The 26,319-nt window shown below is 69.1% G+C and carries 28 protein-coding genes; 16 read left to right on the forward strand and 12 right to left on the reverse strand.

Going from position 1 to position 26,319, the window contains the following annotated elements:
* Together D7X12_RS19665 and D7X12_RS19670 are read right to left on the reverse strand one after the other, a co-directional pair.
* Positions 1–715, reverse strand: a 715-nt coding sequence (locus D7X12_RS19665; RefSeq protein WP_147443729.1) for a LysR family transcriptional regulator, incomplete at its 3' end; no start/stop codon positions are given.
* A 78-nt stretch (positions 716–793) separates the two neighbouring features.
* On the reverse strand, positions 794–1,534 hold the full coding sequence (locus D7X12_RS19670) for an SDR family oxidoreductase (protein ID WP_120626816.1): 741 nt from the start codon (positions 1,532–1,534) through the stop codon (positions 794–796).
* A 156-nt stretch (positions 1,535–1,690) separates the two neighbouring features.
* On the opposite strand from D7X12_RS19670, the gene D7X12_RS19675 reads away from it, so the two are divergent.
* Together D7X12_RS19675 and D7X12_RS19680 are read left to right on the forward strand one after the other, a co-directional pair.
* Entirely contained in the window at positions 1,691–2,626 is a 936-nt protein-coding gene (locus D7X12_RS19675; RefSeq protein ID WP_120626817.1) for an AraC family transcriptional regulator, read from the forward strand.
* A gap of 153 nt (positions 2,627–2,779) precedes the next feature.
* The gene (locus D7X12_RS19680; RefSeq protein ID WP_120626818.1) at positions 2,780–3,640 is read left to right on the forward strand and encodes an AraC family transcriptional regulator; all 861 of its coding nucleotides are present in this window, start codon (positions 2,780–2,782) and stop codon (positions 3,638–3,640) included.
* Here D7X12_RS19680 and D7X12_RS19685 read toward each other — a convergent pair.
* From D7X12_RS19685 to D7X12_RS19695, 3 genes are all read right to left on the reverse strand, one after another.
* Positions 3,637–4,095, reverse strand: a complete 459-nt coding sequence (locus tag D7X12_RS19685) for a GyrI-like domain-containing protein (RefSeq protein ID WP_158620077.1) — start codon at positions 4,093–4,095, stop codon at positions 3,637–3,639. The genes D7X12_RS19680 and D7X12_RS19685 overlap by 4 nt on opposite strands.
* A gap of 91 nt (positions 4,096–4,186) precedes the next feature.
* The gene (locus tag D7X12_RS19690) at positions 4,187–4,834 is read right to left on the reverse strand and encodes a hypothetical protein (RefSeq protein WP_120626820.1); all 648 of its coding nucleotides are present in this window, start codon (positions 4,832–4,834) and stop codon (positions 4,187–4,189) included.
* A gap of 107 nt (positions 4,835–4,941) precedes the next feature.
* Positions 4,942–5,718, reverse strand: a complete 777-nt coding sequence (locus D7X12_RS19695; RefSeq protein WP_120626821.1) for a zinc-dependent metalloprotease — start codon at positions 5,716–5,718, stop codon at positions 4,942–4,944.
* Positions 5,719–5,971: 253 nt separating this feature from the next.
* Here D7X12_RS19695 and D7X12_RS19700 point away from each other — a divergent pair, with 253 nt between their 5' ends.
* The gene (locus tag D7X12_RS19700) at positions 5,972–7,456 is read left to right on the forward strand and encodes a hypothetical protein (RefSeq protein ID WP_147443730.1); all 1,485 of its coding nucleotides are present in this window, start codon (positions 5,972–5,974) and stop codon (positions 7,454–7,456) included.
* Between the two features lie 46 nt (positions 7,457–7,502).
* Here the strand turns inward: D7X12_RS19700 and D7X12_RS19705 are convergent, their stop codons facing one another.
* Positions 7,503–7,703 (reverse strand): hypothetical protein, encoded by a 201-nt coding sequence (locus D7X12_RS19705; protein ID WP_120626823.1) that lies wholly within the window; start codon positions 7,701–7,703, stop codon positions 7,503–7,505.
* Between the two features lie 227 nt (positions 7,704–7,930).
* Here D7X12_RS19705 and D7X12_RS19710 point away from each other — a divergent pair, with 227 nt between their 5' ends.
* Positions 7,931–8,440: a DUF2267 domain-containing protein gene (locus tag D7X12_RS19710; protein ID WP_120626824.1), complete on the forward strand. Its 510-nt coding sequence runs from the start codon at positions 7,931–7,933 to the stop codon at positions 8,438–8,440.
* Positions 8,441–8,506: 66 nt separating this feature from the next.
* Here the strand turns inward: D7X12_RS19710 and D7X12_RS45590 are convergent, their stop codons facing one another.
* Complete coding sequence (locus tag D7X12_RS45590; RefSeq protein ID WP_120626825.1) at positions 8,507–8,776, reverse strand: DUF6289 family protein; 270 nt, start codon at positions 8,774–8,776, stop codon at positions 8,507–8,509.
* A 152-nt stretch (positions 8,777–8,928) separates the two neighbouring features.
* Positions 8,929–9,846, reverse strand: coding sequence for a LysR substrate-binding domain-containing protein (locus D7X12_RS19720; protein ID WP_120626826.1), 918 nt, complete (start codon positions 9,844–9,846; stop codon positions 8,929–8,931).
* 171 nt (positions 9,847–10,017) lie between these two features.
* Between D7X12_RS19720 and D7X12_RS19725 the strand changes: the two genes are divergently transcribed.
* A complete protein-coding gene (locus D7X12_RS19725; RefSeq protein WP_244224655.1) occupies positions 10,018–10,323 on the forward strand; it encodes a cupin domain-containing protein in 306 nt (101 codons plus the stop codon).
* A gap of 11 nt (positions 10,324–10,334) precedes the next feature.
* Entirely contained in the window at positions 10,335–11,228 is an 894-nt protein-coding gene (locus D7X12_RS19730) for an MBL fold metallo-hydrolase (RefSeq protein WP_120626828.1), read from the forward strand.
* A 41-nt stretch (positions 11,229–11,269) separates the two neighbouring features.
* On the opposite strand, the gene D7X12_RS19735 is transcribed toward D7X12_RS19730, so the two are convergent.
* Positions 11,270–12,610, reverse strand: a complete 1,341-nt coding sequence (locus D7X12_RS19735; protein WP_120626829.1) for an alpha/beta hydrolase family protein — start codon at positions 12,608–12,610, stop codon at positions 11,270–11,272.
* A 119-nt stretch (positions 12,611–12,729) separates the two neighbouring features.
* On the opposite strand from D7X12_RS19735, the gene D7X12_RS19740 reads away from it, so the two are divergent.
* The 5 genes from D7X12_RS19740 to D7X12_RS19760 all read left to right on the forward strand — a co-directional run bounded on the left by D7X12_RS19740 (position 12,730) and on the right by D7X12_RS19760 (position 17,933).
* On the forward strand, positions 12,730–13,602 hold the full coding sequence (locus tag D7X12_RS19740) for a hypothetical protein (protein ID WP_120626830.1): 873 nt from the start codon (positions 12,730–12,732) through the stop codon (positions 13,600–13,602).
* A gap of 121 nt (positions 13,603–13,723) precedes the next feature.
* Positions 13,724–14,206, forward strand: coding sequence for a hypothetical protein (locus D7X12_RS19745; RefSeq protein ID WP_120626831.1), 483 nt, complete (start codon positions 13,724–13,726; stop codon positions 14,204–14,206).
* 25 nt (positions 14,207–14,231) lie between these two features.
* Positions 14,232–14,870, forward strand: a complete 639-nt coding sequence (locus D7X12_RS19750) for a glutathione S-transferase family protein (protein WP_120626832.1) — start codon at positions 14,232–14,234, stop codon at positions 14,868–14,870.
* 210 nt (positions 14,871–15,080) lie between these two features.
* Complete coding sequence (locus D7X12_RS19755) at positions 15,081–16,430, forward strand: NHL repeat-containing protein (protein WP_244224656.1); 1,350 nt, start codon at positions 15,081–15,083, stop codon at positions 16,428–16,430.
* A gap of 210 nt (positions 16,431–16,640) precedes the next feature.
* Positions 16,641–17,933, forward strand: a complete 1,293-nt coding sequence (locus D7X12_RS19760) for a DUF445 domain-containing protein (RefSeq protein ID WP_120626834.1) — start codon at positions 16,641–16,643, stop codon at positions 17,931–17,933.
* Between the two features lie 126 nt (positions 17,934–18,059).
* On the opposite strand, the gene D7X12_RS19765 is transcribed toward D7X12_RS19760, so the two are convergent.
* Both D7X12_RS19765 and D7X12_RS19770 read right to left on the reverse strand, forming a co-directional pair.
* Positions 18,060–19,574: an aldehyde dehydrogenase family protein gene (locus D7X12_RS19765; RefSeq protein WP_120626835.1), complete on the reverse strand. Its 1,515-nt coding sequence runs from the start codon at positions 19,572–19,574 to the stop codon at positions 18,060–18,062.
* A 268-nt stretch (positions 19,575–19,842) separates the two neighbouring features.
* Entirely contained in the window at positions 19,843–20,673 is an 831-nt protein-coding gene (locus tag D7X12_RS19770; RefSeq protein WP_147443732.1) for a hypothetical protein, read from the reverse strand.
* A 288-nt stretch (positions 20,674–20,961) separates the two neighbouring features.
* Between D7X12_RS19770 and D7X12_RS19775 the strand changes: the two genes are divergently transcribed.
* From D7X12_RS19775 to D7X12_RS19790, 4 genes are all read left to right on the forward strand, one after another.
* A complete protein-coding gene (locus tag D7X12_RS19775) occupies positions 20,962–21,498 on the forward strand; it encodes a T6SS immunity protein Tdi1 domain-containing protein (RefSeq protein ID WP_158620078.1) in 537 nt (178 codons plus the stop codon).
* Positions 21,499–21,561: 63 nt separating this feature from the next.
* Positions 21,562–22,554 carry a hypothetical protein gene (locus tag D7X12_RS19780; RefSeq protein WP_120626838.1) on the forward strand — a complete coding sequence of 331 codons (993 nt, stop codon included), beginning with the start codon at positions 21,562–21,564 and terminating at the stop codon, positions 22,552–22,554.
* A gap of 324 nt (positions 22,555–22,878) precedes the next feature.
* Positions 22,879–23,751, forward strand: coding sequence for a DMT family transporter (locus D7X12_RS19785; protein ID WP_120626839.1), 873 nt, complete (start codon positions 22,879–22,881; stop codon positions 23,749–23,751).
* A 162-nt stretch (positions 23,752–23,913) separates the two neighbouring features.
* Positions 23,914–24,174 carry a hypothetical protein gene (locus D7X12_RS19790; RefSeq protein ID WP_120626840.1) on the forward strand — a complete coding sequence of 87 codons (261 nt, stop codon included), beginning with the start codon at positions 23,914–23,916 and terminating at the stop codon, positions 24,172–24,174.
* Positions 24,175–24,188: 14 nt separating this feature from the next.
* Here D7X12_RS19790 and D7X12_RS19795 read toward each other — a convergent pair whose 3' ends face one another.
* On the reverse strand, positions 24,189–25,016 hold the full coding sequence (locus tag D7X12_RS19795; protein WP_147443733.1) for a hypothetical protein: 828 nt from the start codon (positions 25,014–25,016) through the stop codon (positions 24,189–24,191).
* A 348-nt stretch (positions 25,017–25,364) separates the two neighbouring features.
* Here D7X12_RS19795 and D7X12_RS19800 point away from each other — a divergent pair, with 348 nt between their 5' ends.
* A complete protein-coding gene (locus tag D7X12_RS19800; RefSeq protein WP_120626842.1) occupies positions 25,365–26,225 on the forward strand; it encodes a hypothetical protein in 861 nt (286 codons plus the stop codon).
* Positions 26,226–26,319: the final 94 nt, after the last annotated feature.

Here is a 26,319-nt window from a genome sequence, read left to right on the forward strand (position 1 = left end):
AGCCCAGCCCGCCCACGATGAGCGCATGCTTCGTCATCAGGTCGGCGACCCGCCACGTCCGCGTCGAGAAGACGCCCCGGTCCGAGGAGCCGGGCTGGCCCGCCGGAGTGCGCTCGGTGAGGACGATCTGCACGGCGGAGGCGAGTCGCTCCTCCGTGATGACGTCCTTCCCCACCGCCAGGGGATGGGACGGCGCGGCGACCGGGATCATCCGAAGCAGGGCGATGGGACGCTGCTCCAATCCCGCGAGGTCCAGGTCCGTCCCCGCGATGCCGAGCGTGGCCCGCCGCTCCCGCACGAGCGCGGTCACCGCCGCGAGGAACTCGACTTCGAGCGCCAGCTCCACGCCGGGGTGGGCCTCGGCGAGCTCGTGGATGAAGGTCAGCAGCGCGCTCGTGGGGAACATGGCGTCCACCGCGAGCGAGAGCTTCGTCTCCGCTCCGCTCTTGATGCGGCCCATCACCAACTGGAAGACGGCGAGGTCCTCGTGAAGCCGCTCCGCCGCGGCGACGACGGCTTCCCCCTTCGCGGTCAGCCGGGGCACCCGGCCGCTCCTGTCGAAGAGGCGCAGGCCCAGCTGCTTCTCCAGCCGCTGCATCGCCTGGCTGACCGCGGGCTGCCCCTGTCCCAGCTTGCGGGCCGCCGCGGTGAAGCTGCCTTCCTCCGCGACCGCGCGGAGCGTCCGGAGCTGTTCGATGGTGACGCTTTCAAGCACCCGGGAAGTGCATCACATCGGGGGCGCGGGCGCACGCCCTGCGCCCGCGCCTGGCCCCGCCAGAAGGGCCCTGAAGCCTCAGTACGGGCTGGAGGTGGGGCGGATGATGATCTCGCTCACGTCCACGTCCGCGGGCTGGCTGATGGCGTAGGCGATGGACCGGGCAATGGCCTCCGCCGGAATCGCGTCCTTGCGGAAGTCGCGCATCACGTCGCGCGCTTCCGGGTCGCTGATGCTCTCCGCCAGCTCCGACGTGGTGACGCCCGGCGAAATCACCGTCACGCGGAGGTCCGCGCCCACCTCCTGGCGCAGCCCTTCAGAGATGGCCATGACGGCGAACTTCGTGGCGCAGTAGACGGCCGCGGTGGGGCTCACCGAGTGCCCGCCAATGGAGGACAGGTTGATGAACTGCCCCGCCTTCTGGCGCTTCATCACCGGCAGCCCCGCCGCGATGCCGTGCAGCACGCCCCGGATGTTCACGTCGATCATCCGGTTCCACTCGTCCACCTTCAGCGCCTCCAGCCGCGACAGCGGCATCACGCCCGCGTTGTTGACGAGCACGTCCAGCCGGCCGTACGTCTTCACCGTGAAGTCCACGAAGGCCTCCACGTCCTCGCGCTTCGTCACGTCCAGCGCGCGGAAGGACACCTCGCCGCCCTTCGCCTTCAGCTCCGCGGCCAGCGCCTCCAGCCGGTCCGTCCGGCGGGCGCCCAGCACCACCTTCGCCCCCTGCCCGGCGAGCAGGCGGGCCGTCGCCTCGCCAATGCCGCTGCTCGCTCCGGTGATGGCCACCACCTTGCCCTGGATGTTCGTCGTCATGGGTCGGTCCTCGTGGGATGGCCCGGCGCGAAGAGCGCGTCGGGCATGGACACACCCTCTCAAACCGGGCCGTGACGGCGGTATCCGGATGCTCGCGGACTCTTGCCCATTCCTGCACGGGCATCCGGGCCGCGCCGGGATTAAGACGGAGGGCGCATGACGACCGCCCGCCCTGACTCCGCCCTGGCCCCGCACCTGTCCGAGCTGGCGACGCTCCTGGAGCGCCACGCGCCGACGGATGGCATCCATACCACCGCCATCCCCCGCATGGTGCTCATCCGCGCCTCCAAGCCCACCACGCCGCTGCATGCCTTGCACGAACCGGCGCTGTGCATCGTGGCGCGGGGCCGCAAGCAGGTGATGCTGGGTGAGGAGCTGTATGTCTATGGCCCGGACCAGTGCCTGGTCGCCTCGGTGGACCTGCCCGTCACGGGGCAGGTGGTGGAGGCCTCTCCCGCCGCGCCCTACCTGTGCTTCCGGCTGGACCTGGAGCCCGGACAGCTGGGCAGCCTGATGATGGAGGCGGAGCTGGAGTCCTCCGGGCCCACGGACATGGTCCGGGGGCTGGCGCTGGGGCCGGTGGGTGCGCCGCTGCTGGATGCGACAGCGCGGCTCGTGCGGCTCTTGGACACGCCGCGCGACATCCCCGTGCTGGCGCCGCTCGTCATCCGCGAAATCCTCTACCGCCTGCTGTCCGGTGAGAACTCGGAGAGGCTGCGGCGCATCGCCGTCGCGGACAGCCGCCGGGAGTCCGTCACCCGCGCCATCCACTGGCTCAAGGAGCACTACGCCGCGCCCCTGCGCATCGAGCGGCTGGCGCGCGCCGTCCACATGAGCCCGTCCGCGCTCCACCACCACTTCAAGTCCGTCACCGCGATGAGCCCGCTGCAGTACCAGAAGCAGCTGCGGCTCCAGGAGGCCCGCCGCCTGATGCTGGCGCAGGCCATGGACGCGGCGATGGCCGGCCATTCGGTGGGCTACGAGAGCCCCTCCCAGTTCAGCCGCGAATACAGCCGGCTGTTCGGGGCTCCTCCCTCCCGCGACATCGCGCGGCTGCGGAAGACGCTGGTGTCAGCTCCCTCAGCTTCTTGAGGACCTCGAGCCCGATGAACGTCGTGAAGGCGTCCGGGTTGAGAGAGGAGGGGGCGAGGACCCCGACGCCGTGCTGGCGCTCCCGGTCGAACCGTACGTGTCGCTCGGGTGGTCGGAGGACTTTCCCCTGGCGCTGTGCCATGGAGTCCGCGCATGCCTCGCCGTCAGACCACGGAAGCCGACTACCAACGGCGACTGCTTCAAGCGCAGCAGCTGCTGCAGGAGCACCTGGACACGCCCCTCGAGCCCGCCACCCTGGCAAAGGCCGCGTCCTTCTCGTTGCACCACTTCCATCGCATCTTCCGCATGCAGATGGGCGAGACGGTGATGGAGCACGTGCGCCGCCTGCGCCTGGAGCGTGCCGCGCGCAGGCTCCGCGCCGGAGGGGACGCGCGGCTGCTCGACCTCGCGCTCGAGGCTGGCTACGAGTCCCATGAGGCCTTCACGCGCGCGTTCATCTCGCGCTTCGGCGTGCCTCCGTCCGGGTTCCGCGAGCAGCCTTCCTCGCGAGTGCTCGCGTGGCGTCAGGACCACGCGGGTGCAACCGGAGTGGACGTCCAGGTGCGCAGCCATCCGCCGATCCGCGTGGCGTTCATGCGCCACCGGGGCAGCTACGCGAACGTCGGGCCGCTGTGGCAGCGGATGCTGACCTGGGCAGGGGCGCAGGGCCTGCTCGGAGGAGGGCCCGTCCTCTACGGCGTGTGCCCGGACGACCCGGAGGTCACCGCGGAGTCGCTGCTGCGCTTCGACGCCTGTGTCGTCGTCGGTGAAGCGTTCAGCGCCACCGACGAGGTGGGCATCATGGAGCTTCCCGGAGGCACGTACGCGGTCGGGTTGCATCGCGGCGACTACGGGCAGCTCGCGCGGACGTACCTGGACGTCATCGGGCGGTGGTTCCCCTCCAGCGGGTATGAGCTGGCTCCGGACGCCGTCGTCGAGCACTACCTCAACGACCCCTCCCGCACCCCGGTGGACCAGCTGCTCACCGAGGTGCGCGTCCGCATCGCGGATTAGGCGAGGCCCACCAGCACCTCCGCCTCGACGGTGTCCCGGCCGAGGGCAGCCCGCTCATAGCGCTCGAAGTCGGCGGCGAAGCGCCGCTCACCGCGCCGCTCCCACTCATTCCAGACATGGGACCAGGTCCGCCAGAGCGCCTGGGCCGGGTCTCCCCGGGCGATGAAGCGCGCGTAGGCACCGCGGGGGAGGACGACCCTGCGCAGGCCTTCGGGGACGGGCGCCTTCGCGTCGACTCGCGTCCCGAGGAGCATCGTGTAGGGGCCGGTGTGGTCCCGCTCGTACTCGCAATAGACGGCATAGACGTCATGCGTGGGCTCCAGCGTGGGCAGGTGCATCTGCATGAACCGCTGCCAGAGGAGGGGAATGTCCCGGGCGGCCTGCTCGGGGGCGATGCGCACCGCCAGCCCGATGATGACGACGTCTTCGTCCTGCTTCAGGTACTCCGCGTGCATCTGGATGCTCCTCCGTGGGGAACGACGCGGAGGAAGGTAGCGGGGGCGCCTGGAGCCCATTTGATGGCCCGTGCTTTTTAGCGGGTCCGGCTCAGGGCGCGCCCAGGGCTGACGGGGCGGCCTCCCGCCGGGTGCGCCGGCGCCAGTACAGGAACACGGGCACGCCCGCGCCGAGCAGCAGCGTGCCCTTGAGCGCGTTGAGCGGGTTGGAGGCCGCGGAGCCCAGCAGGACGTACAGCGCCGCCGCGATGAAGAGGAGCGGGGTGAAGGGATGGCCGGGCACCCGGTACGCGGCGCGGGGCACGAGGCCCTTCCGCTCGCGCGCGGTAGACGAACAGCGTCGCGGCCGTGGCGCCGAAGACGAGCCAGTCGGCGAAGACGACGTAGTCGAGCAGTTCGCCATACGTGCCCGTGCCCGTGAGGAGGATGGCCCGTAGCTGAACAGCACCGGGACGAGCGCGGCCCCCATGGCGAGCACGATGGAGTCGGGCGCCTGACGAGCGGCGATGGCCTCCACCACCGCGGGCTGGGGGCTTGTGAGCAGGAGCCCGGCGCCCACGAGCACCGCGAGCGCCAGCAGCTTGAGCACGGTGAAGACGTTCTGCGTGAGCGCCCCGGGCCGCACGCCGAAGTAGTTCACCCCGGAGAGCAGGAGGATGGCGCCGACGGCGAGCGGGAATCGGAAGCCGGGCGCAAGGCCGGTGAGCGCGAGCGTGTAGTTGGCGAAGGTGACGGCCACCGCGGCAATGGCAGCAGAGGCCCTCTCTTCGGAGGGGCACCCGCCGCAGTGAGGCCTCCCCTCCGATGAGGAGGAGAGGCCTGCTGACCACGCTGGAGCGACGGCTCTCAGTAGAGGGCGTTCAGCGCGGTGCGGTCAGAACTGCTCCACTCGCCGCTCTCGTTCGAACGGAAGCAGGAGTTCATGACCGAGCCGCCCACCGTGGCCGTGGTCGGCGTCCCCGGGATGTGGATGGCGCCCACGTTGGAGGCGCCCTCGTTGCCGCCGCTGCCGCAGCTGATGGCGCGGTTGTAGTAGTCCGAGTGGCGGAAGCCGATCGTGTGGCCAAGCTCGTGGGTGATGACGTGCTCGTTCACGTCCACGCTGTAGTCCTGCAACCCGACGCCGATGTTGATGGTGCCGTAGGGCTTGCCGCCCTTGGGGAAGCCCGCGGAGCCACCCACGCCGGACGTCGTCTTGGCGGCGATGCTCGCGCTGCAGCCGGTGGCCGGTCCACGCACCATCGTGAAGGAGAGCCCCTGGCTGTTGTAGTTCTCGATGGCCAGATCGAGCCCCTCGCTCAGGCGGCTGTAGCTGTTGAACGTGGCGGTGGGGTTGACGCAGATCTTCGTCACGCTGGTGCCGACGAGGTTCGTGGTCCGGTACTGCTCCGCCGTCTCATGGCCCGCCTGGAGCATCTCCCGGGACGTCTCGAGCGTCACGTGGGCGTCGCGCCCCACGTACACGTCGCCGTCGACGACCATGATGTCGTTCTCGGGGAACCCGGCCTCGATCAGGTTGGAGACGATCTCCTCCTGGGCCCCGAGCTGTGAATCGGCCTCGCCACCGCAGCCCGCCAGCAACGCACCACAGCTCACCACCAGGACTGCCGCACTCTTGAACATGGTGTTCTCCCACTCCCGGACTGGATCAGTTCTTCCCAGCTTCTTGGAATGTTTCACGGGAGAGTACCAGAATTCAAGAAAAACTGAGTCCGCAGGGCTGAGTGTCAGGCAGGCAATGCCGGGTTTGTTTACATATGTTCGGAGATGTTCTTGCGCGTGTCACGCATGGCGGTGACTCCTGGAGGTGAGGAAAAGCCGTGGCGGAGGCGGTGGCTCTTGATGTGTCGAAGGCAAATCCTGACATACTGACAGTATGACTTCCACCTACGAGCGCATCGTGATTGGCGCGGGTACGACCGCGGCTGTCTATTTGAGCTTCTTTCCTCCGGGGGAGTCGGAGAGGGTGGGGGTGATTGGTGCGCCCGAACCCTGGGCGCGTCGCGGCGAGCACCGGATGGGACAGACTCCCAATCTGTTGATGCTGCCACTGGAGCATCCCGTCCGCCCGCCGGGCTTCGCGCCGCACAGCGTTCACACGGGAGAGCCAGCGCGGGATCGCGCCCCGGAGGATCCCTTCCTGGGCTCGGATGTGTACGCGAGCCAGATCGAACTCACCCAGGGCCCCCGGGGCAAAGGAACCTTCCGCTCCAGCGGGGCCCGGGCGAGCAAGTACCGTCACGCGCTGGTCACCTCGGTGACGGAGGCCAGCGAGGGCTTCAAGGTCTCCTATGTGTATGGCGAGGAGAACGCGAACCGGCACAAGTACCTGTACGCCAGGCGGGTGATCGTGGCCACGGGCCCCGGGCCCGCGGCGCAGACCACGAACTACACCGACGCCGCGCCGCCGGGTGTCTATTACACGGGCGACAACTACCTGAACGACAACGTCGCGCTCCGGGGCAGCATGGTGGCCGTGGAGGGGGGCTCGGCGACGGCGGCGTGGTGCGTGGAGAAGGCCCTGTTGAATGGGGCGGCGCACGTCTTCTGGTTCACGCGTCCGGGCCCGGGCTCCCTGGAGGATCGGTTCGCGGCGGCGTTCCCGGCGGGGGACCGGAACGTGTGGCTCAAGGCCCAGCACAACGTCACGCGGATCGTGGGAACGGTGGCCCGAGCGGAGTGGGTGGTGCGAGGCTCCGCCGCCACCAACCGCCTGCGGCTGCTCTTCCAGGAGGGCCACGAGTTCTTCGTGGATCAGTACGCCGCCGCCGTGGGAGCCACGGAGACGGGTGGGTTCCTGGGGGCGATGCGCGACCACCTGACGCCCATCATGGACGTCGCGGGGCATCTGCACCCCTCACGCTCGGCGATCCTGGGGTACGCGGGGAAGGGGGGCCGGCTGTTGATCGTGGGCGCTGGCGTGTTCAAGGTCAGCCCGCAGCGCCCAGGGGCAAATCCGGGGGCCTATGCGAAGGGGAATGAATACCTTCCCACCGCGGCCCGCCCCCCCGAGGGCATTCCCACGATCATCGCGAGCATCGCCACGCTGGCCCGCTATCTCCAGGGGAGCGAGGCGCGCTGGCTCGACATCAACCTGGGGAACTTCAGTGATCTGGATGCGCACTTCGCCATGGCGATCGCCCGTTCGTTCGCGCGGCTCATGCTGCCCCCCGTGGAGCGGTATACCCCGGAAGAGGTCGCGCGGTTCCTCACGGACCAGGTGATTGGGACGCGGATCATGCGCAGCTCCCCCTACGGCATCAAGGTCGAGGAGTTGATGGCTCTCCACCGCCAGCTCGTGTCGGAGAGGCTCGACGACAGGATGCATCTTCAGTCGCTCGTCGACGCGTACTACCGCTGAGCCCTCGGTTCCGCAGTGCTGACCTGACAGGGCTGCTTCGTCACCCTCAGGGTGGAGGCGCCTCTGGGGGCCCGGGCAGCAGGTCCGCCTGAAGCATCAGCTCCTCGCTCGGCGAGAGGTCGAAGTGGCGGGCCGCCTCCGTGATGAGCTGGACCAGGGGTGTCTCCGGCTGCTCGGCTCTCCGCACCGCGATCATGCGGGCTGCGCTGCGCAGCGCCTCTCCCCTGGGTCGAAGGCTTTCACGCATGACGGAACCTCACTTGAGAGAGCAACCGCGCCATGCGGCCCCTCTCTCAACGGTTCGGATGCACCCGCGCCATGGCAAGGGCGGCAACGGAAGTGGGAGCAGGCGCTTCCCGTCACCCCCCGCCAGCGGGAAGCGGGCGGCTCGCAGGGCGGCGCGTGCCTTCCTCCAGGTTCGCGGACACTTCAGCTTTGGGTTTGGACCGCAATCCAAGGAACGAGGCAACGGACATGGCAGCGCACGACATCCCCGGCTCCGGACAGCAGCTAGGAAGCCCCACGCAGCGCAGGACGTCCGTCCCGCTCGACGAGCGCCGCCGCATGCGCCACGAGTCCCGGACGTCGCAGACCTACAAAGCCTTCCTCAAATACCTGTGCGACGTGGGCAAGCTCCCGAGCGAGCAGGCCGCGGAGGACGCCGCCGTCTCCGTGCTGTGCGTGCTGGAGCAGCGTCTTGTCGGCGAAGAGGACAAAGATCTGGAGGCCCAACTGCCCATGAAGCTGCGGGAGCTCATGATCCGGTGCGACCGTCACGAGGCCGGTCCTCCGCCCCAGAAGTTCGGCCGGGCGGAGATGATGTCGATGGTGGCCGAGGACCTGGACATGGAGCCCGAGGACACCGAACCCATCATCCGCGCCGTCTTCAGTGCCATCCAGGCCCAGATCTCCACCGGAGAGAGCGACGACATCGCCGGGGAGCTGCCGCCGGACCTCCGCGACCTGTGGGCTCGCCCCGCCTGATCGGTGGACGTTCGGTCTGGACCGCAGCGGCCTGCTCCAGGTGACTGGAGCGGGCCGCGTCGTCACTCAGCAGGACTCTTCCTGGAGCACCTGGCGGTACGGTGTGCGCGTACCTTGCCGCGTAGGCGTGTTCCCGCACCAGCAGTCTTCGGAGCCGACCTGGGTGGTGTAGGTCGCGTCGCTGTAGTACGCGATGCTGTACTGGGTAATGCACAGGAGTCGGTCCTCCCGGGACGCGAGGCTTGGCTGCTCAGTCTCCAGTCCGTTCCCCTCGACTCCGCCGCAACCTGCGAGGAGTCCAGCCGCGAGTGCGCTTGCGATGATGTATGTCTTCACGCTTCCTCCGAACGCGCGGTGGGCTTACGCGCTTGTCTAGATTAGCTGGAGTGGCATGAGTTGGGAAGGCCCGCCAGCGGAGGCTGATGCCTCATCGAGCAGCGGTCTTGGTGTTGGGGAAGTGGAGCCGGGAAAAATCCGCCAGCAGGCTGTCACACGATGCCCACGGGCAGCTGGGGTGCCTTCGGTCCGCCCGAGGCGAAGCGCTCGCGCAGGAGCTGGATGAAGCGGGTCAACGACGCGGGGCGCTGGCGGGACGTGCGGGTGACAGCGCTCCAGCGGCGGCGAATCCCGCGGGGCGTGAGCCTGAGGGTGTGCAATCCCTGGCGCTGGGCTGGGAGCATCCATCCGGGCAACGCCGTCACGCCGACCCCTCCTCGCACCAATTCAATGAGCGCCTCGGTGAGGGGCACGGGTGAGACCCGCCGAGGCTCCACGTTCGCGGGCCAGAGCACGCGCGTGAAGACATCCAACTGCTCCCGGGGCGCGGCATAGGTGAGCAGGTGCTCTGACACCAGCTCCTCCGCCGTGACATGGCCGCGCCGCGCCAACGCGTGGCCCGCGGGAACCACCAGCAGGAGTTCGTCCTCGAAGAGCGCGGTCTGCGCCAGGCGGGCTTGCCGTGGGACGTCCGTGGTCAACGCCAGATCCAGCCCTCCGTTCAGCAGCGCGTCGACGGGCTGACGCGTCGCTTCCAGGACGATGCGCAGCTCGGCGCGCGGGTACTCCGCCTGCCATTGTCCCAGGATGGGCGGCAGCCAGCCATACACCGTGTAGCAGCCCGTGCTGAGCCGGAGCAGGTCGTCCTGCGGGTGTGCGCGGCAGAGCGCCTCGGCCTGGGCCACCTCACTCAGGACCCGGCGCGCCGAGTGGAGCAGGTTCTCGCCCGCGCCCGTCAGCAGCAGACGGCGCTGGCGGCGCTGGAAGAGCTTCACGCCCAGGCGCTCCTCGGCGTCGCGCAGCTGGTGGCTCAGCGCCGAGGACGTGAGGTGAAGTTGTCGGCTCGCCGCGGCCAGGCTCCCGGTGTCGGCGACCGCGGCAATCAGCTTGAAGTGACGAAGCTCGAGCATGCCAGGGCAGCTTCACATGAATGGCGTTCATCTACTTCGCGAAATCGTTTCGCTGCCCTCATGGAAGGGGCCTCCTTAACGTTGTCGCCCCATTGCCAGGAAGGCGGACGGATGCCCCAGTCAGACAGCTCCCCGAGGACGCAGAGCCCTGCCGTACCCCCCTGGAGGTCCGTGCGAATCGACGACGTCGAACCGGTCATCGTCGGCCCCGGCTGTCTGCGCCGGGACCTGCCGAGCACCCGTGACGTGCGGGTCTGGGTCGTGGACATGGTCCCCGGGAGTCAGTGGCCCTCGGTGGACGTCCACGACACCGGCGAGGAGGTCTTCGTGATGAGCGGTGAGCTCATTGAAGGCGAGCAGCGCCTGGGGCCGGGCTCGTACCTGTTCTTCCCGCCGGGAAGTCGTCACCAGCCGCGGACGGAGACGGGCGTGCGTCTCTTCGGCATCAACCCCGTTGCCCCCGTGGTGGCCCGGTGAGGAGGCACGCCATGACTCCATTCCAGGCTTCGGCGGAGGCAGCACGGCCCGAGCGGACCGGCCGCCGGGACTTCCTGCGCGCGGCGGTCTCTCTCGCCGCGGGCGCGGCGCTGCTGCCCCCGGGCACGGGCCGTGCGGCGAAGCCTGTCGACAGCGCGGCGCTTCGCGCACAGCGGCTGGCCTGGGCCGGAGTGCGGTTGCAGCTGGGGAGGGACACGCTCTTCCTGGACCCGTTGCTCGACCCTGCGGTGTGGGGGCCCGCGCTGAAGGACCCGCTCGTCCCCCTGGACGTGGGCGACGGCGGGCGCTTCGTGCTGGTGACCCACCGCCATCCCGACCACTTCGACCGGATGGCCGTTCGCAAGGTGTTGGGGGACACGGGCACGCTGGTGTGCGCCCCGGACACGGCCGCCGTGGCCGCCGCGGCGGGGTTCCGGGTGCGGTCCGCTCCGCTCTACGAGCCCGTCCTGCTCAATGACTTCACCGCCACCGCCGTTCCAGCGGCGGACGGCTATGGCGATAATCAGGTGTCCTGGATTGTCTCCGGAGGAGGCCGTCGCATCATCCACTGCGGCGACACGCTGTGGCACGGCTCCTGGTGGCACATCGGACGTCAGTTCGGCCCCTTCGATGCTGCCTTCCTGCCCATCAACGGGGCGCGCTTTGGCTGGCGCAAGCCCGTGAGCGACGTCCACGCCGTCCTGACACCGGAGCAGGCGGTCGCCGCGGCCGTGGTGCTGGGGGCCCGACTCCTCGTTCCCATCCACTATGGCGTCGCGGCCTCCGAGGACTACCAGGAGGTCCCGGATGCGGAAGCGCTGCTCCTGGCCGCTGCGCGGAAGCGGAAGGTGAACGTGGAGCTGGCACGCCCGGGGGAGTGGCTGACCTGGAAACCCCGGGCCTGAGAGGGCCCCCAGTCCGCCTGGAGCCCGCTCCCTCCTGACGCTCAGATGTACTCGTCCAGCCAGTCGAACATCCTGTGATTGGCGACGGCCTGCGCGCCTTCCTGGCAGTGCAGGAGGCCGGTGTCCTCCTGGGTGAAGAGCATGTAGTCCTTCGGGCAGGTCAAGGCGTCGTGGAGCAGGCGGGCCTGGCCCTGGGAGAACGCCTCGGCGGTGCCGTCCATCACGAGCGTGCGGCAGCGGATGCGATGGACGACGGGCTCGTTGTTGAACTCCCGCAGCTTGAAGAGCAGGTCCGAGGGCGAACTGGCGCCGTGCTTGTTCATCGAGTCCTTCATGTACCAGCGGAACAGGAACACCTGCTCCATGAGCTGGGCCATGCCCGCATCGAAGGCCTGGGGGTCGCTGTCGAGCAGCGGCATGAGCTCCGGGAAGTAGGCGTTGAACTGCTCGAAGGAGCTCTGGCCCCAGTTGAGGACGCCGGGGTTGGGGATGAGCAGCTTGATGCGCCGCTCGAACGCGGCGGCGCGGGGAACGAGCGCGCCGCCCATGCTCCACCCCAGGAGCGCGATCCGCCGCGAGTCCACGCCCGCGATGCACGTGGCGAAGTCCACCACGGGCCGGATGACCTGCTCCCAGTCGGGGCGGAAGGGGAGCCCCTGCTCACGGATGGCCATGCCCTGTCCGGGCGCGTGGACGATGAGGCAGTGGTAGCCCCGCGCGAGGGCCGCATCCATCACGTACTTGGACTCCTCGGGCCACGCGTCGCGTCCCTGCTGGAAGATGAGCAGGGGCGCGCTGCCGCGGGCACCCGGCGCGCGAAAGAAGTAGCCGGGCAGCGTCGTGCCCTCGTAGGGGATGCGCACCGCGACGGCGGGGAGCTTGAGCAGCGCAATGGCCTTGTTGTACGCGTCCACCGCCTTGCGCCCGGTGGCGAGCACGCTCGGGTCCGCCGGTTCGGGGTGGTGGATCAGCGCGGCGCGGTAGTAGTTGGCGGCGCGCAGGTAGGCATTGCCGGCGCTGAGCGCGTGACGCCGGGCGAGGCTCGCGTCCCCCATGGCGTGGACGCGGTCGGCCGTGCGAACCCACTCGTGGGGCCAGCTCCAGTCATCTCCCGGGACGATGCGGTGCGCGGTGTCCAGCACCTCGCCAATGTCCGCCTGGGCGCTGTAGGTCGCGGCCAGGAAGTGCAGCAGCTGGCTGTCCATGATGGGGTCCGCCATCAGGCCCAGCTCGTACCAGGGCCGCGGCGCCTCCGCGGCGGACGGAGTGGACGCGGAAGGCCGGGGTGCCGCGAGGGCCGGGGTGCCCCGGAGGAGCGCGAGTCCTCCGGTGAGCCCCAGGCTGGCCTGGATGAGGGAGCGACGGTCCATCGAGATGCCCATGGTCTGTGACCTCCAGCAGTGAGTGCTGGGGGTTCGAACACCGGGGGCTGTTCTGTCTGTCACCACGTCCCCCACGAAAGTGGACTTGGACAGAGGGCACTCGATATGACGCGGTGCCAATGATTCGCAACCTGTGGATGTCTGTCGTCCTGGTGCCCATGGCTTCGCTCGCGGCCCCTGTCGCCGAGGAGCCCCTCTCCGGCGCCGCCAGCGAGGTCCCCTCCCTCCAGGAGGCCCGTCCGGCGGACACGACCGGGGACGCCCCCCGCGCCGACGCGCCGCCCGCGGAGGCCACGACGCCACCGGCCCCGGAGCGCCCGGTGCTCTCCTTCGCGGAGGCGAAGGATCAGTACGAGCTGCGGCACATCGGCTTCGACGACTACGTGGCGACGGCGGTGAGCCCCTGGATGGTGGGCAATGGCGGCCTGTCGATGATCCCTCCGAAGACACTCGCCCGTTGGAGCATTCCCTACGAGGGGAAGCACAAGAAGCCGCTGCAGGGCATGGCGTTCTACGAGAAGCTGGGCAGGGCCGACCTGGTGGCGGCGTACGAGTCCAAGATGCGCAAGAAGACCGTCATCGGGGTCGTGGGCGGAGCGACGATGGTGGCGGGGTTGGGCCTGGTCCTCGGGGTGGTGGGTCCCAGCGACGAGGACTGCGACCTCGGCAGGCCCGGCTTCAGCGCCTGTGTCAGTCGCAACCTGGAGCGCGACGACACGCGGCTCGCGCTGAGCCTGACCGGCATGGGCGTCGCGCTGGTGGGTGTGGGCGTCCTCACCTATGGCGTGTGGCTCAACCCGCATCCCATCGAGCCCTACCAGGCGCGCGAGCTGGCGGACGGCTACAACCAGCGGCTCCAGGGGGAGCTGGGACTGTCGGAGGACCCCGCCCGTCCGCCCGAGACGCGGAAGCTCCCGGGCGTCATCCAGGCGAGCCTGTCCCCCATCGTGGGCCCGGACGGAGGCGGCTTGCAGCTGAACGGCGTGTTCTGAGGTGACGAGGGGCAGGTCAAGCAGGCGGTGCCACGCTGGGACCTGCTCCGGAGTCCGTCTGGGGCAGTGGCAGGCATTCTGCATCTCCCAATGTCACCGTCAGAGGGTATGAGGAGTGCCCATGAGCAATGAGCGCACGCCCGCCGAACCCGAAGTCATGGAGCCTACGTTCTGGCGGAAGAACGGCTGGACGGCCAAGGTCATCAAGAACGAGGAGGATGACGGCTGGGCCGTGGAGATCCGCAAGCAGGGGATCTCCGAGCCCGTCCTCATCAGTCCGTGGGTGATGGGCCGCGACAAGAAGAACCCCAAGCCCTTCGATGCGACGGCCTTCGCGACCTTCGTGAAGACGGCCTCGGAGGTCCTGGACCGCTCCGCGCGGCAGCGCGACCAGGCCATGACCCGGAAGCTCTCCATCGCCTGGGAGGGCCGCTGGTACGAGGTCCGGCTCGAGATGGTGGCTGATGAGTATGAGCCCCACGCGCTGCTCTCGGCCATCGACGATGCTGGCGCGACCGTCGCGAAGCACCGTGTGCCGGTGAACTTCAAGTTCACCCGGGACGTCGCCAACGGGTGGGTGCGCGGCGGCTTCCTCGAGCCCTGACCTGCGCGCGAAGTAGGATGCGCGCATGCTCAAGGTCTATGGCTTCTCCCGAGTGAACAAGATGGCCCGCGGCAAGACCCGCGACCTGCGCGTGCTGTGGGCGCTGGAGGAGATGGGTCTGCCGTACGAGGTCGTGGGGATGGATCATCCGCGGCACGACCTTGATACGCCCGCGTATCGCGCGCTCAATCCGTTCGGACAGATTCCGGTGATTGACGACGACGGCGTGGTCGTCACCGAGTCGGGCGCGATCCTGCTCTACCTCGCCCGCAAGAGCGGCAAGCTGATGCCGCGCGACCTCGCCGGCGAAGCGCAGGTGCTGCGCTGGTGCGTCGCGGCGCTGAACACGATTGAAGTCCCGGTCCTGACCGCGTGGTTCGTCGACCTGAACGGCGGCAAGGGCACCCAGGCAAGCGATGCGCTTCACCAGTGGGGGGACATGCGCCTGAAGCAGCTCGACGGCTGGCTCGCGGGCAGGGAGTTCATCGCGACCGACGCGTTCACCGTCGCGGACATCCTGATGACGCATGTGCTGGGCGCCGGCACCGACGAGAGTGTCGTCAAGGACCATCCCAACGTGCTCGCCTTCCAGCGGCGCTGCATCGCGCGCCCGGCCTGGAAGAAGACGTTCGACGCCTACTGCGCCCGCGTCGAAGCGGCCTGAGCGCGGGGCGCCGCGGCCTCGGCGGTCTCGAGCTCCTCCTTCCGCAGCGGCCGTACGCCCTCCTGGACTCCGTGAGAGGAAGGACCCTGCGTGAAGGACGGAAATAAATGCCCCTGACGGCGTAACCCCGGTGCGGCGGCAGCACCGGACAGGCCGGAAGGGACATCTCGAATGAATCACAGCGTGCGGAAGGCTGGGTGGGTGGCACTGATGGCGGGTGCCCTGCTCGTGGGCGGCGGGGCTTGCGGAGGCGACGACAGCCCGTCTTCGGACGGGGGGATGCAGGCGGACGCGGGGACGCCGCCCGATGCCGGCACGAAGCTCCCCGCCGAGGAAGGCCGGGCGCTCGCGGTGTCCAATGGCGGACTCGTGGTGGTGGGTTCCACCGAGGCGAACCTGGCCACCACCGGCGTGGACCTGCTCGTGCGGCGCTACACCGCGTCCGGTGAGGTGGACACGTCGTTCGGCACGCAGGGCTCCGTGGTGCTCGATTTCGAAGGTCCCGCCAAGGGCCCCATCTCCGGCCAGCGGGAGCAGGACGACCGCGCGGACACGGTGGCGGTGCTCGCGGATGGCAGCCTCCTGGTCGCGGGCTTCGCGCGGGGCGGCAGCGCTTCGGATTCACGCGACTTCGCGGTGGTGAAGCTCAAGGCCAACGGCCAGCTGGACACAAGCTTCAACAAGACGGGCCGCTCGCGCCTGCACTTCGGCGAGGACAACGCCGTCGACTTCGTGGGCACCCTTCGCAGCATCCTGCCCCTGGCCGACGGCCGCTTCTACGTCGGCGGCTTCCTGACCAAGTCCGACGGGCTCGACGAGGACTTCGCGGTGATCCGCTACAACGCGGACGGTTCGCTGGACACGACGTTCAAGTCCGCGGGCAGCCCGTCCGGCAGCTGGATTGGCGGCGCGTACACGGACGCGGAAGCCGTGCAGGGCATGGTGCTCCAGGGCTCCAGCGTCGTCCTGGGTGGGGGTGACCACTTCGCGGCCGTGCGCATCACCTCCAGCGGCAGCCAGGACCTGACGTTCGGCACCTCCGGCCTCGCGAAGAGCGAGGGCGGTCAGGCCCACGCCCTGGTGGCCCGGCCCAACGGCGGCATCCTGCTCGCGGGCGAGCGGCAGGACGTGCAGGTGGGCGGCACGAAGCACGGCGTGCTCAAGCTCGTGGCGTACACGGCGGACGGCAAGCCGGACGTCACCTTCGGCCCCGCGGGCGTGCGGGAGCTCACCGCGCCCGCGGGCGTGCTCGACGTGGTGGACGTCAGCGGCCTGCGCATCCAGGCGGATGGGAAGATCCTCGTCTACGCGGACGTGTACGCGAAGCCCGTGCTCTTCCGGCTCCAGGCCAATGGCGACCTGGACACGTCCTTCGGCGTGGACGGCATGGTGCGCTGGCCGGAGACGCAGCTCGCGGTGCCGCTGTTCATCCGCTCCACCACCGGACCGAAGCTGGCCCTCCTGGGCAACCAGGCCTTCGTCACGGACGCGAACATCTACGCATCCGGGTTCTTCCCTGACGAGAACGCGCGCCTGCTGCTGAAGAGCACCGGGCTGTAGCCCCCAAGCTGGGGACGTCCGTCCGATGCCCCATGCTTGAGCCTGTCAGCCCCTCTCCGCGAGCGCATCCCGAAGGGTGGGCTCCAACACATGCGCCATCCCCGGGCCCTGTATCCGCCCACGGCCAATGCCCCTATCAATCCGCCTCACGCGGCAGGCCGAGACGCTCCACGCCTGTCGTGCCAACCGCAGCACCCGTGAGGCCTCTCAATGAGCAATGAACAGTTCCACATGCAGGGAGATCCGACGATGGGCGACGCCCTCAAGACCCGCATCGTCGACGCGGTGCGCGAGCGCGTCGTTTCCGGACTGGAGGAGCGGATTGGCACCGAGATTCGCGAGCGCGTCGGCGACGCGGTCCGCAACGCGTTGAGCGAGCGCACCATGAACATGCAGCAGGGGATGGGCGGCGGGCAGCCGGTCGACCCGGACATCCTCGCCGAGGCCATCCACAGCCGCCTCGCCGCCGTCATCCACGAGCGCGTCACCAGCGGCGTGCACGAGCGCGCCCGCGAGGTGCTCCGGGACCGGCTGGGTGAGGCGCTGCGCGGCGCCCTGGCCGAGAACTGGATGAGCATCCAGCAGGCGGGCGGACAGGTCGACCCCCACCGCATCGCCGAGCGCGTGCGCAACCGGCTCGAGGACGCCCTCCGCGACAGGCTCGGCTACATCGTGCGCGAGCGCGTGCGCGACGCGATGCGCGAGCGGCTGGGCGAGGCCCTGCGTGTCGCGATGACGGAGCGCAGGATGGGGATGGAGGGCTTCGCGCCGGTGGACTCCGAGCGCATCGCCGACGCCATCCGCACCCGGCTCACCGATGCCGTGTCCGAGCGGATCCACACCGCCGTGCGCGAGCGGGTGCGCGAGGCGCTGAAGGAGCGGCTCGCGGATGCGCTGCGCTCCGCGCTGTCCGAGCGCAGGATGCAGGCCATCGACCCGGAGCGCATCGCCGACACCCTCCGCGACCGCGTCGCGGACGGCATCCGCGACCGCGTCCAGAGTGGCCTGCGCGAGCGCGTGCGCGACGCGCTGCGCGAGCGGCTGGGTGACGAACTGCGCGCCCGGATGAGCGAGCGGATGAGCGAGCGCACCATGGGCTTCGCGGGCATCCCTTCGCAGTCCTTCGGCCAGATGGACCCGGAGCGCATCGCCGAGGCGCTCCGCGGTCGCCTGGTCGACACCCTCCACGAGCGGCTGTCCAACAACCTCCGCGAGCACCTGCACGAGGCGCTGCGGGAGCGGCTGGGTGACGCCATCCGCGAGTCGATGGGCTCGATGGGCCCGATGGGTCCCACGATGCGCGGCGGCTTCGGTGAGCAGCACCTGGGCGGCTTCCCGTCGCAGGGCCCCGGCCCTATCGACACCGAGAGCCTCGTGGCCGCCGTGCGCGAGCGCGTGGGCGATGACCTCCGCGAGCGCATGGCGGACGTCGTCCGGGAGCGCGTCAGCGAGGCGGTGCGCAAGGAGATGAGGAACGGCGTCGGCGCCCAGGCCCTGTCCTGATGCGCACCGCGTCCCGAGGCCGCGCAACGGCCTGATGGACGCAGGGCCCGGACCTCCGCGCCGACGGTGGTCCGGGCCTGCCTCGGCCTTCGCGTCAATCCCAGACATGAAGGACCGGGTCCCCCGTCAACTCCCGTCCGGCCAGTTGCCTTCGATGGGATGGGGGCCGTCGGTGAAGGCGCGCACCAGGTGGGTGCCGCCGACGAAGGCGCCCGCCCACGAGCCGCCCTTGCCGCCGAAGGACTCCTCGCGGTCGCCCCGCGAGCGCAGCGCGTTGATGCCGACCTTGAAGGCGTGGAGCCGCGAGGCGATGCGCTGGGCGAGCCCGGGGTCGTCCGTCGCCACCGAGGCCACGAGCGCGCCGTTGGAGACGTTGGCCTCCCGCACCAGCTCCTCCTCGGAGTCCACCGACACCAGGACGTCGACAGGGCCGAAGGGCTCGCGCAGGTAGAGCTCACTGTCGCGCGGGACGCCGAAGAGCAGGACGGGCGGCAGATACGCGCCCCGCTCCTGCCGCGACGTGAAGGCGTCTTCCGCGAGCTCGCCCTGGTGCAGCACCGCCGTGCCCTGCGCTCGCGCTTCGGCGATGAGGGAGCGGAGCTCCTCCGCCTTGCTTTGGGAGATGAGGGGCCCGAAGTCCACGTGCGAGCCCAGGACCGGATTGCCGACACGCAGCGTCGACACGGTGTCCACATACGTCCGGACGAACCTCGGGACGAGCGACTGTTCGACGACCCACCGGGTGTAGGCCGTGCAGCGTTGCTTGCCGAAGTCGAAGCCCGCTCGAATCTGTCTTGCGAGCGCGTCCCAATCCGTGAAGTGCGTGATGGCGTAGGCGTTCACGCCCTCCATCTCCAGCGCGTAGCGCTTGTCCGTGTCGCGCAGGCGGCGGTGGACCTGTGCACCGTTGGCGCGGCCTCCGATGAAGGCGACCCCCGCGATGCACGGATGGCCGACGAGCGCCTCGGAGAGGTCCCTGCCGCGCCCGCCGACGAGCGAGACGGGAAGGCCCGCGCGGCGCAGCAGGGCGAAGGCGAGCGTGAGGGAGACACCGCCGCCCTGGGTCGGAATCTTCGAGATGACCGAGTTGCCCGCGAGCGCCTGCACGAGCACGTTGAGCAGCAGCACGGAGAAGGGATAGTTCCAGGAGGCGATGTTCGACACCAGGCCGAGCGGCTTCCGGCCGTCGAGCATCGGGCCCACCCGCTCCAGGTACCACGCGCTGCCCGCGAGACACCGGTCCACGTCGTTGTAGGCCGTGGGCAGCGTCTTGCCGATGTCCCACGCCAGGATCCGCACGAGCAGGTCACGATGCGCGTGAAGCAGCACCACCGCCTCCGAGACGGCTTGGGCGCGGTCCTCGAGCGGACGGACCGCCCAGGGCACGAACTCCGCCGCTGCCTGCTCGACGCCCGCGGCCACCTGGGCGGCGCCGAGCAGCGGCAGCTCCGCGATGACGCTGCCGTCGATGGGTGAGCTGGCATTGAACCAGGCAGGCGGTGTCATCCACCGTCCAGCGATGGGGGAGAGCAGGCGGCCCCGGGCGTCGAAGGCTTCAGGGAGGGCCCTCCGGGCTTCGGTCAGCAGGCGGCGGCTCTCCAGATGAAGCAGGGGTTCGCCAACAGGTTCGGTATTCAGCACGGGTGTCCCTCCTCAGCGCGCGGGATGCGCTTCCGAATCAGTTGAAGCCCGGCCCATGACGAGCCGCGGCATGAACGCAATATCGTCATGCGCGCGTCATCTGTCTGGAGAGGCAGGCAAGGGCCTGACGGGAGGGTGCCCGCGACGGACGTCCCTGGGGGAGGGGACCTGCGTGGTGAAACGGACCCTGCGACGGGAGCCACGGCAAGCAGGCGCCTGAAGCGGGCGGGAGCCGGATGCTCCCGCCCGCCCCTGCGGCGCCCGGGGCTCAGCAGTCCAGGGAAAACGACTGGGTGTCACCGCCCGGACCGGTGACCTCGATGGTGTCGGAGCCGTCGAACGACGAGGAGAACGTCCCTTGGCTCGTCTGCGTCGTCACGGACCCCGCCGACGGGCACTGGTTGGCGCAGCGCTGGTAGCCCGAGACGTTCGTCGTTGAATTGAGGCTGTTCCGCGTGGACGTCGACTGGCTGTCCAGGGTGAAGCACCCGCTGCCCGTCACCCACTTGACCGTGCTCTGGGAGGAGCGCGTGTCGAAGCGATCCGGCGAGTAGCTGTTGGAGGTGATGGTCACCTGGCGCTGGTTCCCGTCGGGAGGGGCGCCGACGATCTGCATGGAGAGATTGTACGGCGCTCCGTTGATGGTGAGGTTGGAGGAGGTGGCCGTGATGCCGAGCTGCCCCTGGTTGTCCGCGAGCACCAGCTGCACGTTGCCGGAGAGCTGCTGGAGCGTGGTCTGCGCCGAGCAGTTGTTGAAGGTGTAGTTCACCGTCGCGGCCGACGCGGTGGCGGTGGCGCACCCGGCGGGTGTGAAGGTGGATGAGGCGTTCGCCGCGAGCTGGGTGGCCGCCGCGTTCACGTCGACGGGAGCCTGGGGCTGCCCGCTGGCGGTGGACTGAGCCAGCACCCCGCCGATGTTGTAATACCAATAGCCGTAGACCGGATCGACCCAGGCGTAGCTCCACGCCGCGTCGTACGACCCGTAATACGGATCGTAATAGACGGTGTCGTAGTAGTACGGGTCGTAGTAGGCGTCGTCGGAGCAGCCAGCGGTTGCGAGCAGCGACAGGAACCCCAGCGCCCATTTCATCTTCTTCATGATGCCCCCCATCCTGTGTGTCTTCTGACCGCCTGCTCACCGAACGGTGGGCGTGCAGGGCCGACCGAAGCCCGAGTCCTTTCGGGAAGTCGGAACCGGGACCAAGGTGGAAACCGCAGGCCCGCGCAAGTACTGGCCCACGGAATGGCCCGAGTGCGGACTGGCGGTCATCCGCGTCACGTGCCGCGCCTGACGCTTGAAGCGTTGAATTCGGAACACCCGTAGGTCATGGTGAAGATCAGGTCGCGACGAACTTCCGTTTGCGAATCAACTTCAAGAGCTGACTCCATGGACACATTTCTTTCTACTTATCCGTTGCACGAGCAGCACGGCGCCAATGCCTCAGCCGGAACTGGGCGCAGCATTCCCGCCGAACTCAAGACGTTCTTGGATACTGTGAATAGGAATAGCTATGCCGACGGCTTCTTCCGGTTCGTGTCTCCCTCCGCTTTCGGGGGTTTCTTTTCCATGTGGGGCCTGGATCCGACGCACTGTTACGCCTTCCTCAAGTGCGGATTTGGCCATCTGATTTTCCATCATGAAGGCCAATACAAGGCCTTGAACCCGGTGCACAACTGCATTGACGAAGTGGGCGACGAGGGCGACCTGGAGTTCGTCATGGATACTTTGCTGTGCGACCGGCCGGGGCTGGAGGCGTCGTATTGTGTCGATGTTTATGAGGCCGCGTTCCCACGGCTTGGTGCGCCAGCTGTAGACGAAATGTATGCGTTCGTTCCGGCGCTTGGCATGGGCGGTTCGCGCGACCCTGAAATGGTGCAGAAGAGGCCGATGCGAGTCGAGATGGCGATATTGGCGCAGCTGTAGACGGCGCCGTCGGCTTCGCGCTGACTTGCGCTGCCGAAAGGGCGGGCCAGGGAGAATCCCAGGATGAATGCACCTCGGCCGCTCGGCGAGTTCCAGTTCGGCGAGTTCGTCACCGGCTTCTGGCTCTTCACCCATCGGCGCCGTGTCCACCTCGGCGTGTTCGACCGCGATCGCCTCGAAGCCCGCAGCACCCTGACGTTCGCGCGCCTCGAAGCCGATGGGCAGGCCACGCCATTGCGGCGCATCGAGAACGAGTCGTCGAGCATTCGTGCCGTCGATGCGCGTGTCGTCGGCCCGGACATGCGCTTCGTGCTCGAGCTCAATCTGCGTGTTCCGCTGCAGCTGACCCACACCGCCCTCGAGCCGTTGCTCGATCCCACCGGGCCGCCGACGATGTTTGGTCCCGCTCGTCCGATCGGTCCCTGGCCCCAGCTGGACAAGCGCATCCAGCTCGACATGGGTGAGCAGTGGAGCGTGGCGGACAGCCTGAGGCCGGAGCAATGGTTGTTCAATCCACGCTTCTCGCCGGGCGCTCCGACTGCATCCATGAGCGTCAACACCGCGGATGGCCAGACCCTGCTGCTGACCGATGAGGGCGCGCCAGCCGGCCTGCTGTCCGACGCGGCGCTGCCGCAGTGGTGGGACCGGCCTGGGCTGCGCTTCGTCGCGTTTCAACGCATGGTCAGGCCCTACCGGCCGTTCTGGGCGCTGTCGCGCTATACAGCACCGAAGCTGACTCCACCCAGCGAGCTGTGGGTGGCCGACGCCGGCACCGCGCCGCGCAGTCTCTCGGCCGAGTGCAAGCTCGGACCGGTGTCAGGCTTCGCACTCACGGAGGGCCCGCGCGGCGAGCCCTGGCTGCTGGCGCTGACACGTGCCAGGGCCGGCGTGGTCATCCATGCGCTGGCACGCAACGCCAAGGGCTGGGAGAGGGTCCACGAATGGCCCGTCGACGCACTGGCGACGCAGCTTGTGGCTCTGTGGCACGACAACGCCTGGCACATCGTGCTGGGCCATGGCGAGCCGGCCACCTCGTTGCATTACCTGCGTCGATGACCGGCAGTTGCTCGGCCCCTCTTGTGATTCGATGCCGCTCAACCCCTCAAGGAGGCAGGAGTCGAGCGCCCTCGTCACGTGCTCTCAGACCTGTCCGAATGGATCGTCTGTCTCCCATCCATCCCCCTCTGTGGGCTGAACAATCGCTGCAGCAAGCTCGCGGGGACCCCGTGTTCGCCCGTGGGCGGGTAGCGGAGTTGCTGTCTGCCGGGCCACCCGAATCCCAATTGCTTCTGTACGCCCCTGGGCGTCTGGGCCTGCAGCGCGTTGTGATGCGCCCAGGGTAGGTGACGCGCGTCACGCGGCCCGCTATGTCCCTGCTGCGTGAGCACCCCCCTCCTCACCCTGCTTGCCCTCCTGGGCTTCGCCGCGAACTCGCTGCTGTGCCGCGCTGCCCTCTCGGGGGGCGCGGCGCGCAGCATCGACGCGGGTTCGTTCACGCTGGTGCGGCTTGCGTCGGGAGCGCTGGTGCTCGCGCTGCTGCTGCGGCTCCGGCGGGGCGACCGCAGGGCGACGGGGCAGGGGAGCTGGGTCTCGGCGCTTGCGCTCTTCGCGTATGCGGCCGGCTTCAGCTTCGCGTACGTGCGCATCGGGGCGGGCGTGGGTGCCCTGCTGCTCTTCGGCTGCGTGCAGCTCACCATGCTCGCGGCAGGGCTCGCGCGCGGTGAGCGGCCGCGCGCGCTCGAGTGGGTGGGGCTCGCGGTGGCACTCGCAGGGCTCGCGGGGCTCACGCTTCCTGGAGCGAGCGCGCCGGATGCGCTCGGCGCGGGGCTCATGGCCGCGGCGGGCGTGGCGTGGGGCATCTACAGCCTGCGGGGGCGTGGGAGCACGGACCCTCTCGCGGCGACGGCCGGCAACTTCATGCGCAGCGTGCCGTTGGCCCTGGCACTCGTGATGCTCGCCCGCGCTCTGGACGCGGCCCCCCACCCGTCGTCGAAGGGGCTGCTGCTCGCGGTCACGTCAGGCGCGCTCGCCTCGGGGGTGGGCTACAGCCTCTGGTACGCAGCGCTGCCCCACCTGAGCAGCGCGCGTGCGGCGGTGGTGCAGCTGTGCGTCCCGGTCATCGCAGCGGTGGGCGCGGTGCTGCTGCTCGGAGAGCCCCTCACCCAGCGGCTGCTCCTGGGTGGCACCGCCCTGCTTGTGGGCGTTCTGCTGAGCCTGCGTGCGAAGCAACGTCCTATTCCGGCGAAGCACTGACTGCCAAGGGCTCGGAGCCGTTCAACAATCCATTCCGCAATCTCAAACGCTGGGACCGCTCCGTGCGGAGCTTTTCAGTGACATCGTGCTTTTCGGGTAAGCCTTGACTAACACTCTCATGCGCTGTTGCATCAGCATCTCACCAGCGAAAAGGAGTGTCATATGTCTCTTCGTGGGCTCGCGATGTTCGCCGTCGTCTCCATCTTCGGGATGGGCTGTGGTGGCACTGAAGTGACGGACGGTGTCGAGAGCGGTGTTCCGTCCGGTCAGGATTCCGCCGAGCTCATCAGCAGCTGTGAGACGCTCCAGACCCGCCGCTGTAGTCCGGGGGCGGAGACGGGTTGCCAGTGGGCCAATGGCACCTTTGGCGAGTGCTTCTGTCAGGAGATCCCCTTCAACAAGTGGGTCTGCTTGAGCAGCTGAAGTTCCTGCGGCAACTAGGGCACGTAGACGGTGTTGATGCCCGGAGCCGCCGGGTCGTAGAGCACGACGATGACGTCGCGGCTGGGGAGGAAGTCGAACTCGGACGCGGTGTCCAGGGAGAGACGGCCCTCATACCGCTCGCCGCGCGCGATGAAACTCCAGCGCAGCTCCGTGGGCGGCGGCCCCTTCTTGCGCACCGGCTTTCCGTCGCCGAAGTACGTCACCCGCGCGAGAATCGGGATGCCCACGCGGGCCGCGCGTGACTCCCGGTGGTTGGTCCACACGACGTGCAACAGGCCCACGGCGCCCGCGAGGGGGAACAACAGCACCAGCCCTCCCATGCGCCCCATGGGGGTAAGGGTGGTGCCACGGATCCGGGCCTGGGCTCCGCGCGACTCGAGGACCACGCGCTGACCCGGCTGAAAGCTACCGCCCGGCTCGCAACTGCGCCCCACCAGCGTGCCGTCCTCCGAGTGGAAGCGCGCGCAGTACACGGGCGGACGGGGCCTGCGCTTGCGCATCCCCACCTCGACCGAGTCGACGACGCCGGGGACTTCGAAGGAGCGCAGGTCCAGCAACAGGTCCCCCACGGCGCGAGGGGACTGGAAGAGGGCACAGACGAGCCCACCGGCGAGCAGGGCGAAGAGGCTGGCGTAGAGCATGACGCGCTGGGGGCCCGCGAAGGCGAGCACCAGGCGCCGGGCCTCCTTCGAGGGTGCGCGCGGCGCTCTCGGGACGCTCGCGAGCAGGGCACGCGCCCGCTCGAGATCGTCGGACAGCACATCTGCGAAGGCGGCCCGGTTGCTCTCGGGAGGTGGTTCGGACAGTGGCAGCGAAGACATGGGAGGCCATTAGACCCGACCTTGGCCGCGGCCGTCTTCCAGCACCTCATGCGCCCGTGCCGCTTCCTCCAGGCGGAAGGTCCTCCCGACCCTGGCCGGACACACCTCCTGCGAAGGGCCCCACCGTGCAACTCTTGTCGTCCGTGCAAGTCTTGCCGGTCCCCACGCGCCGGGGGCATGCAAGGCTTGCCGTCCTTCGCGGCCTCCGTCGCCCCGCCCCCTGGGACGCGGCGTTGGCATCTTCGTTGCTCATGCACCGTCGCGTTCCCCGCTGGCGACCCGGCCGGAACGAACCCCGGCCAGCAGGACGCATCGCTGGCATTCCTCGACGCTGAACGGAGAAACGTCATGTCTACGAATCACTTCGCGCGGAAGCTGTTCCTGGCGGCCCCCCTGTGTCTCTTCGCGGTGGGCTGCGGTGGCGAGATGATGGACGAAGCCGCGGCAGGCGAGTCCGCCGGTGAGGCGGTCAACGAGGCCGCCGCCCCGGCCGCTCCCGAGGACGCGTCCCTCGCGACGAGCGAGCAGGGTGTCAACCTGGGCGGCACCTACTGGTGGGGCACCTCCGCCAACGGCTACACCTCCACCAGCATCGGGACCTCCACGGACCGGACCTGCTTCCTGACCGGCATCCAGGGCAACCTGAAGGGCACCAGCTGGTCCGGCGCGGGCGTGTTCCAGTATGCCGGCAACTGGCAGATCTTCGTCAACCACACCAACAGCAAGGCCCTGGGCACGGGCGTCCAGTGCATCAATACCGACACCAACCGGACCCCGGAAATGGCCTGGTACGACGGCCAGGCGGCGAAGCTGCTGGGCGCCGTCACCGCGTCCCGCCGCTGCTTCCTCACGCAGGTGGAGGCCGCGGGTGGCTTCACGGCCAACGCCGACTACGCCCGCGTCTGGAATGACGGTTACAACTGGTACCTGGGCGGCAACCTGGGCGCCTCCGGTGGCGCGCGCGCCATCTGCGTGGACGTCCCCACGGCCCAGGGCGGCTGGCTGTGGATCGCGGGCAACCCCGGCACCTTCACGCACAACCTGGACTACAACCCGGGCGGCGTGGCCTGCCTGCTGTCCGGCATCGGCGGCAACTTCAGCACCAGCGACTTCAGCGACGGCGTGTCCATCGACTACAACAGCGGCACCCGCTACTGGCAGATGACCGTCAGCAACAGCAAGCGCGGCTGGAGCAACTGCGTCAAGTAGCCCCACGGCACTGACGTCTGGAGGCCGGGCGCAGGGGGAGGCCCGGCCTTCCGCTGACGAGGGAAGTGAGCTTCTGGAGGAGGCGGGGCTGGGA

The sequence above is a fragment of the Corallococcus sicarius genome (genome assembly GCF_003611735.1).
GTDB lineage: Bacteria > Myxococcota > Myxococcia > Myxococcales > Myxococcaceae > Corallococcus > Corallococcus sicarius.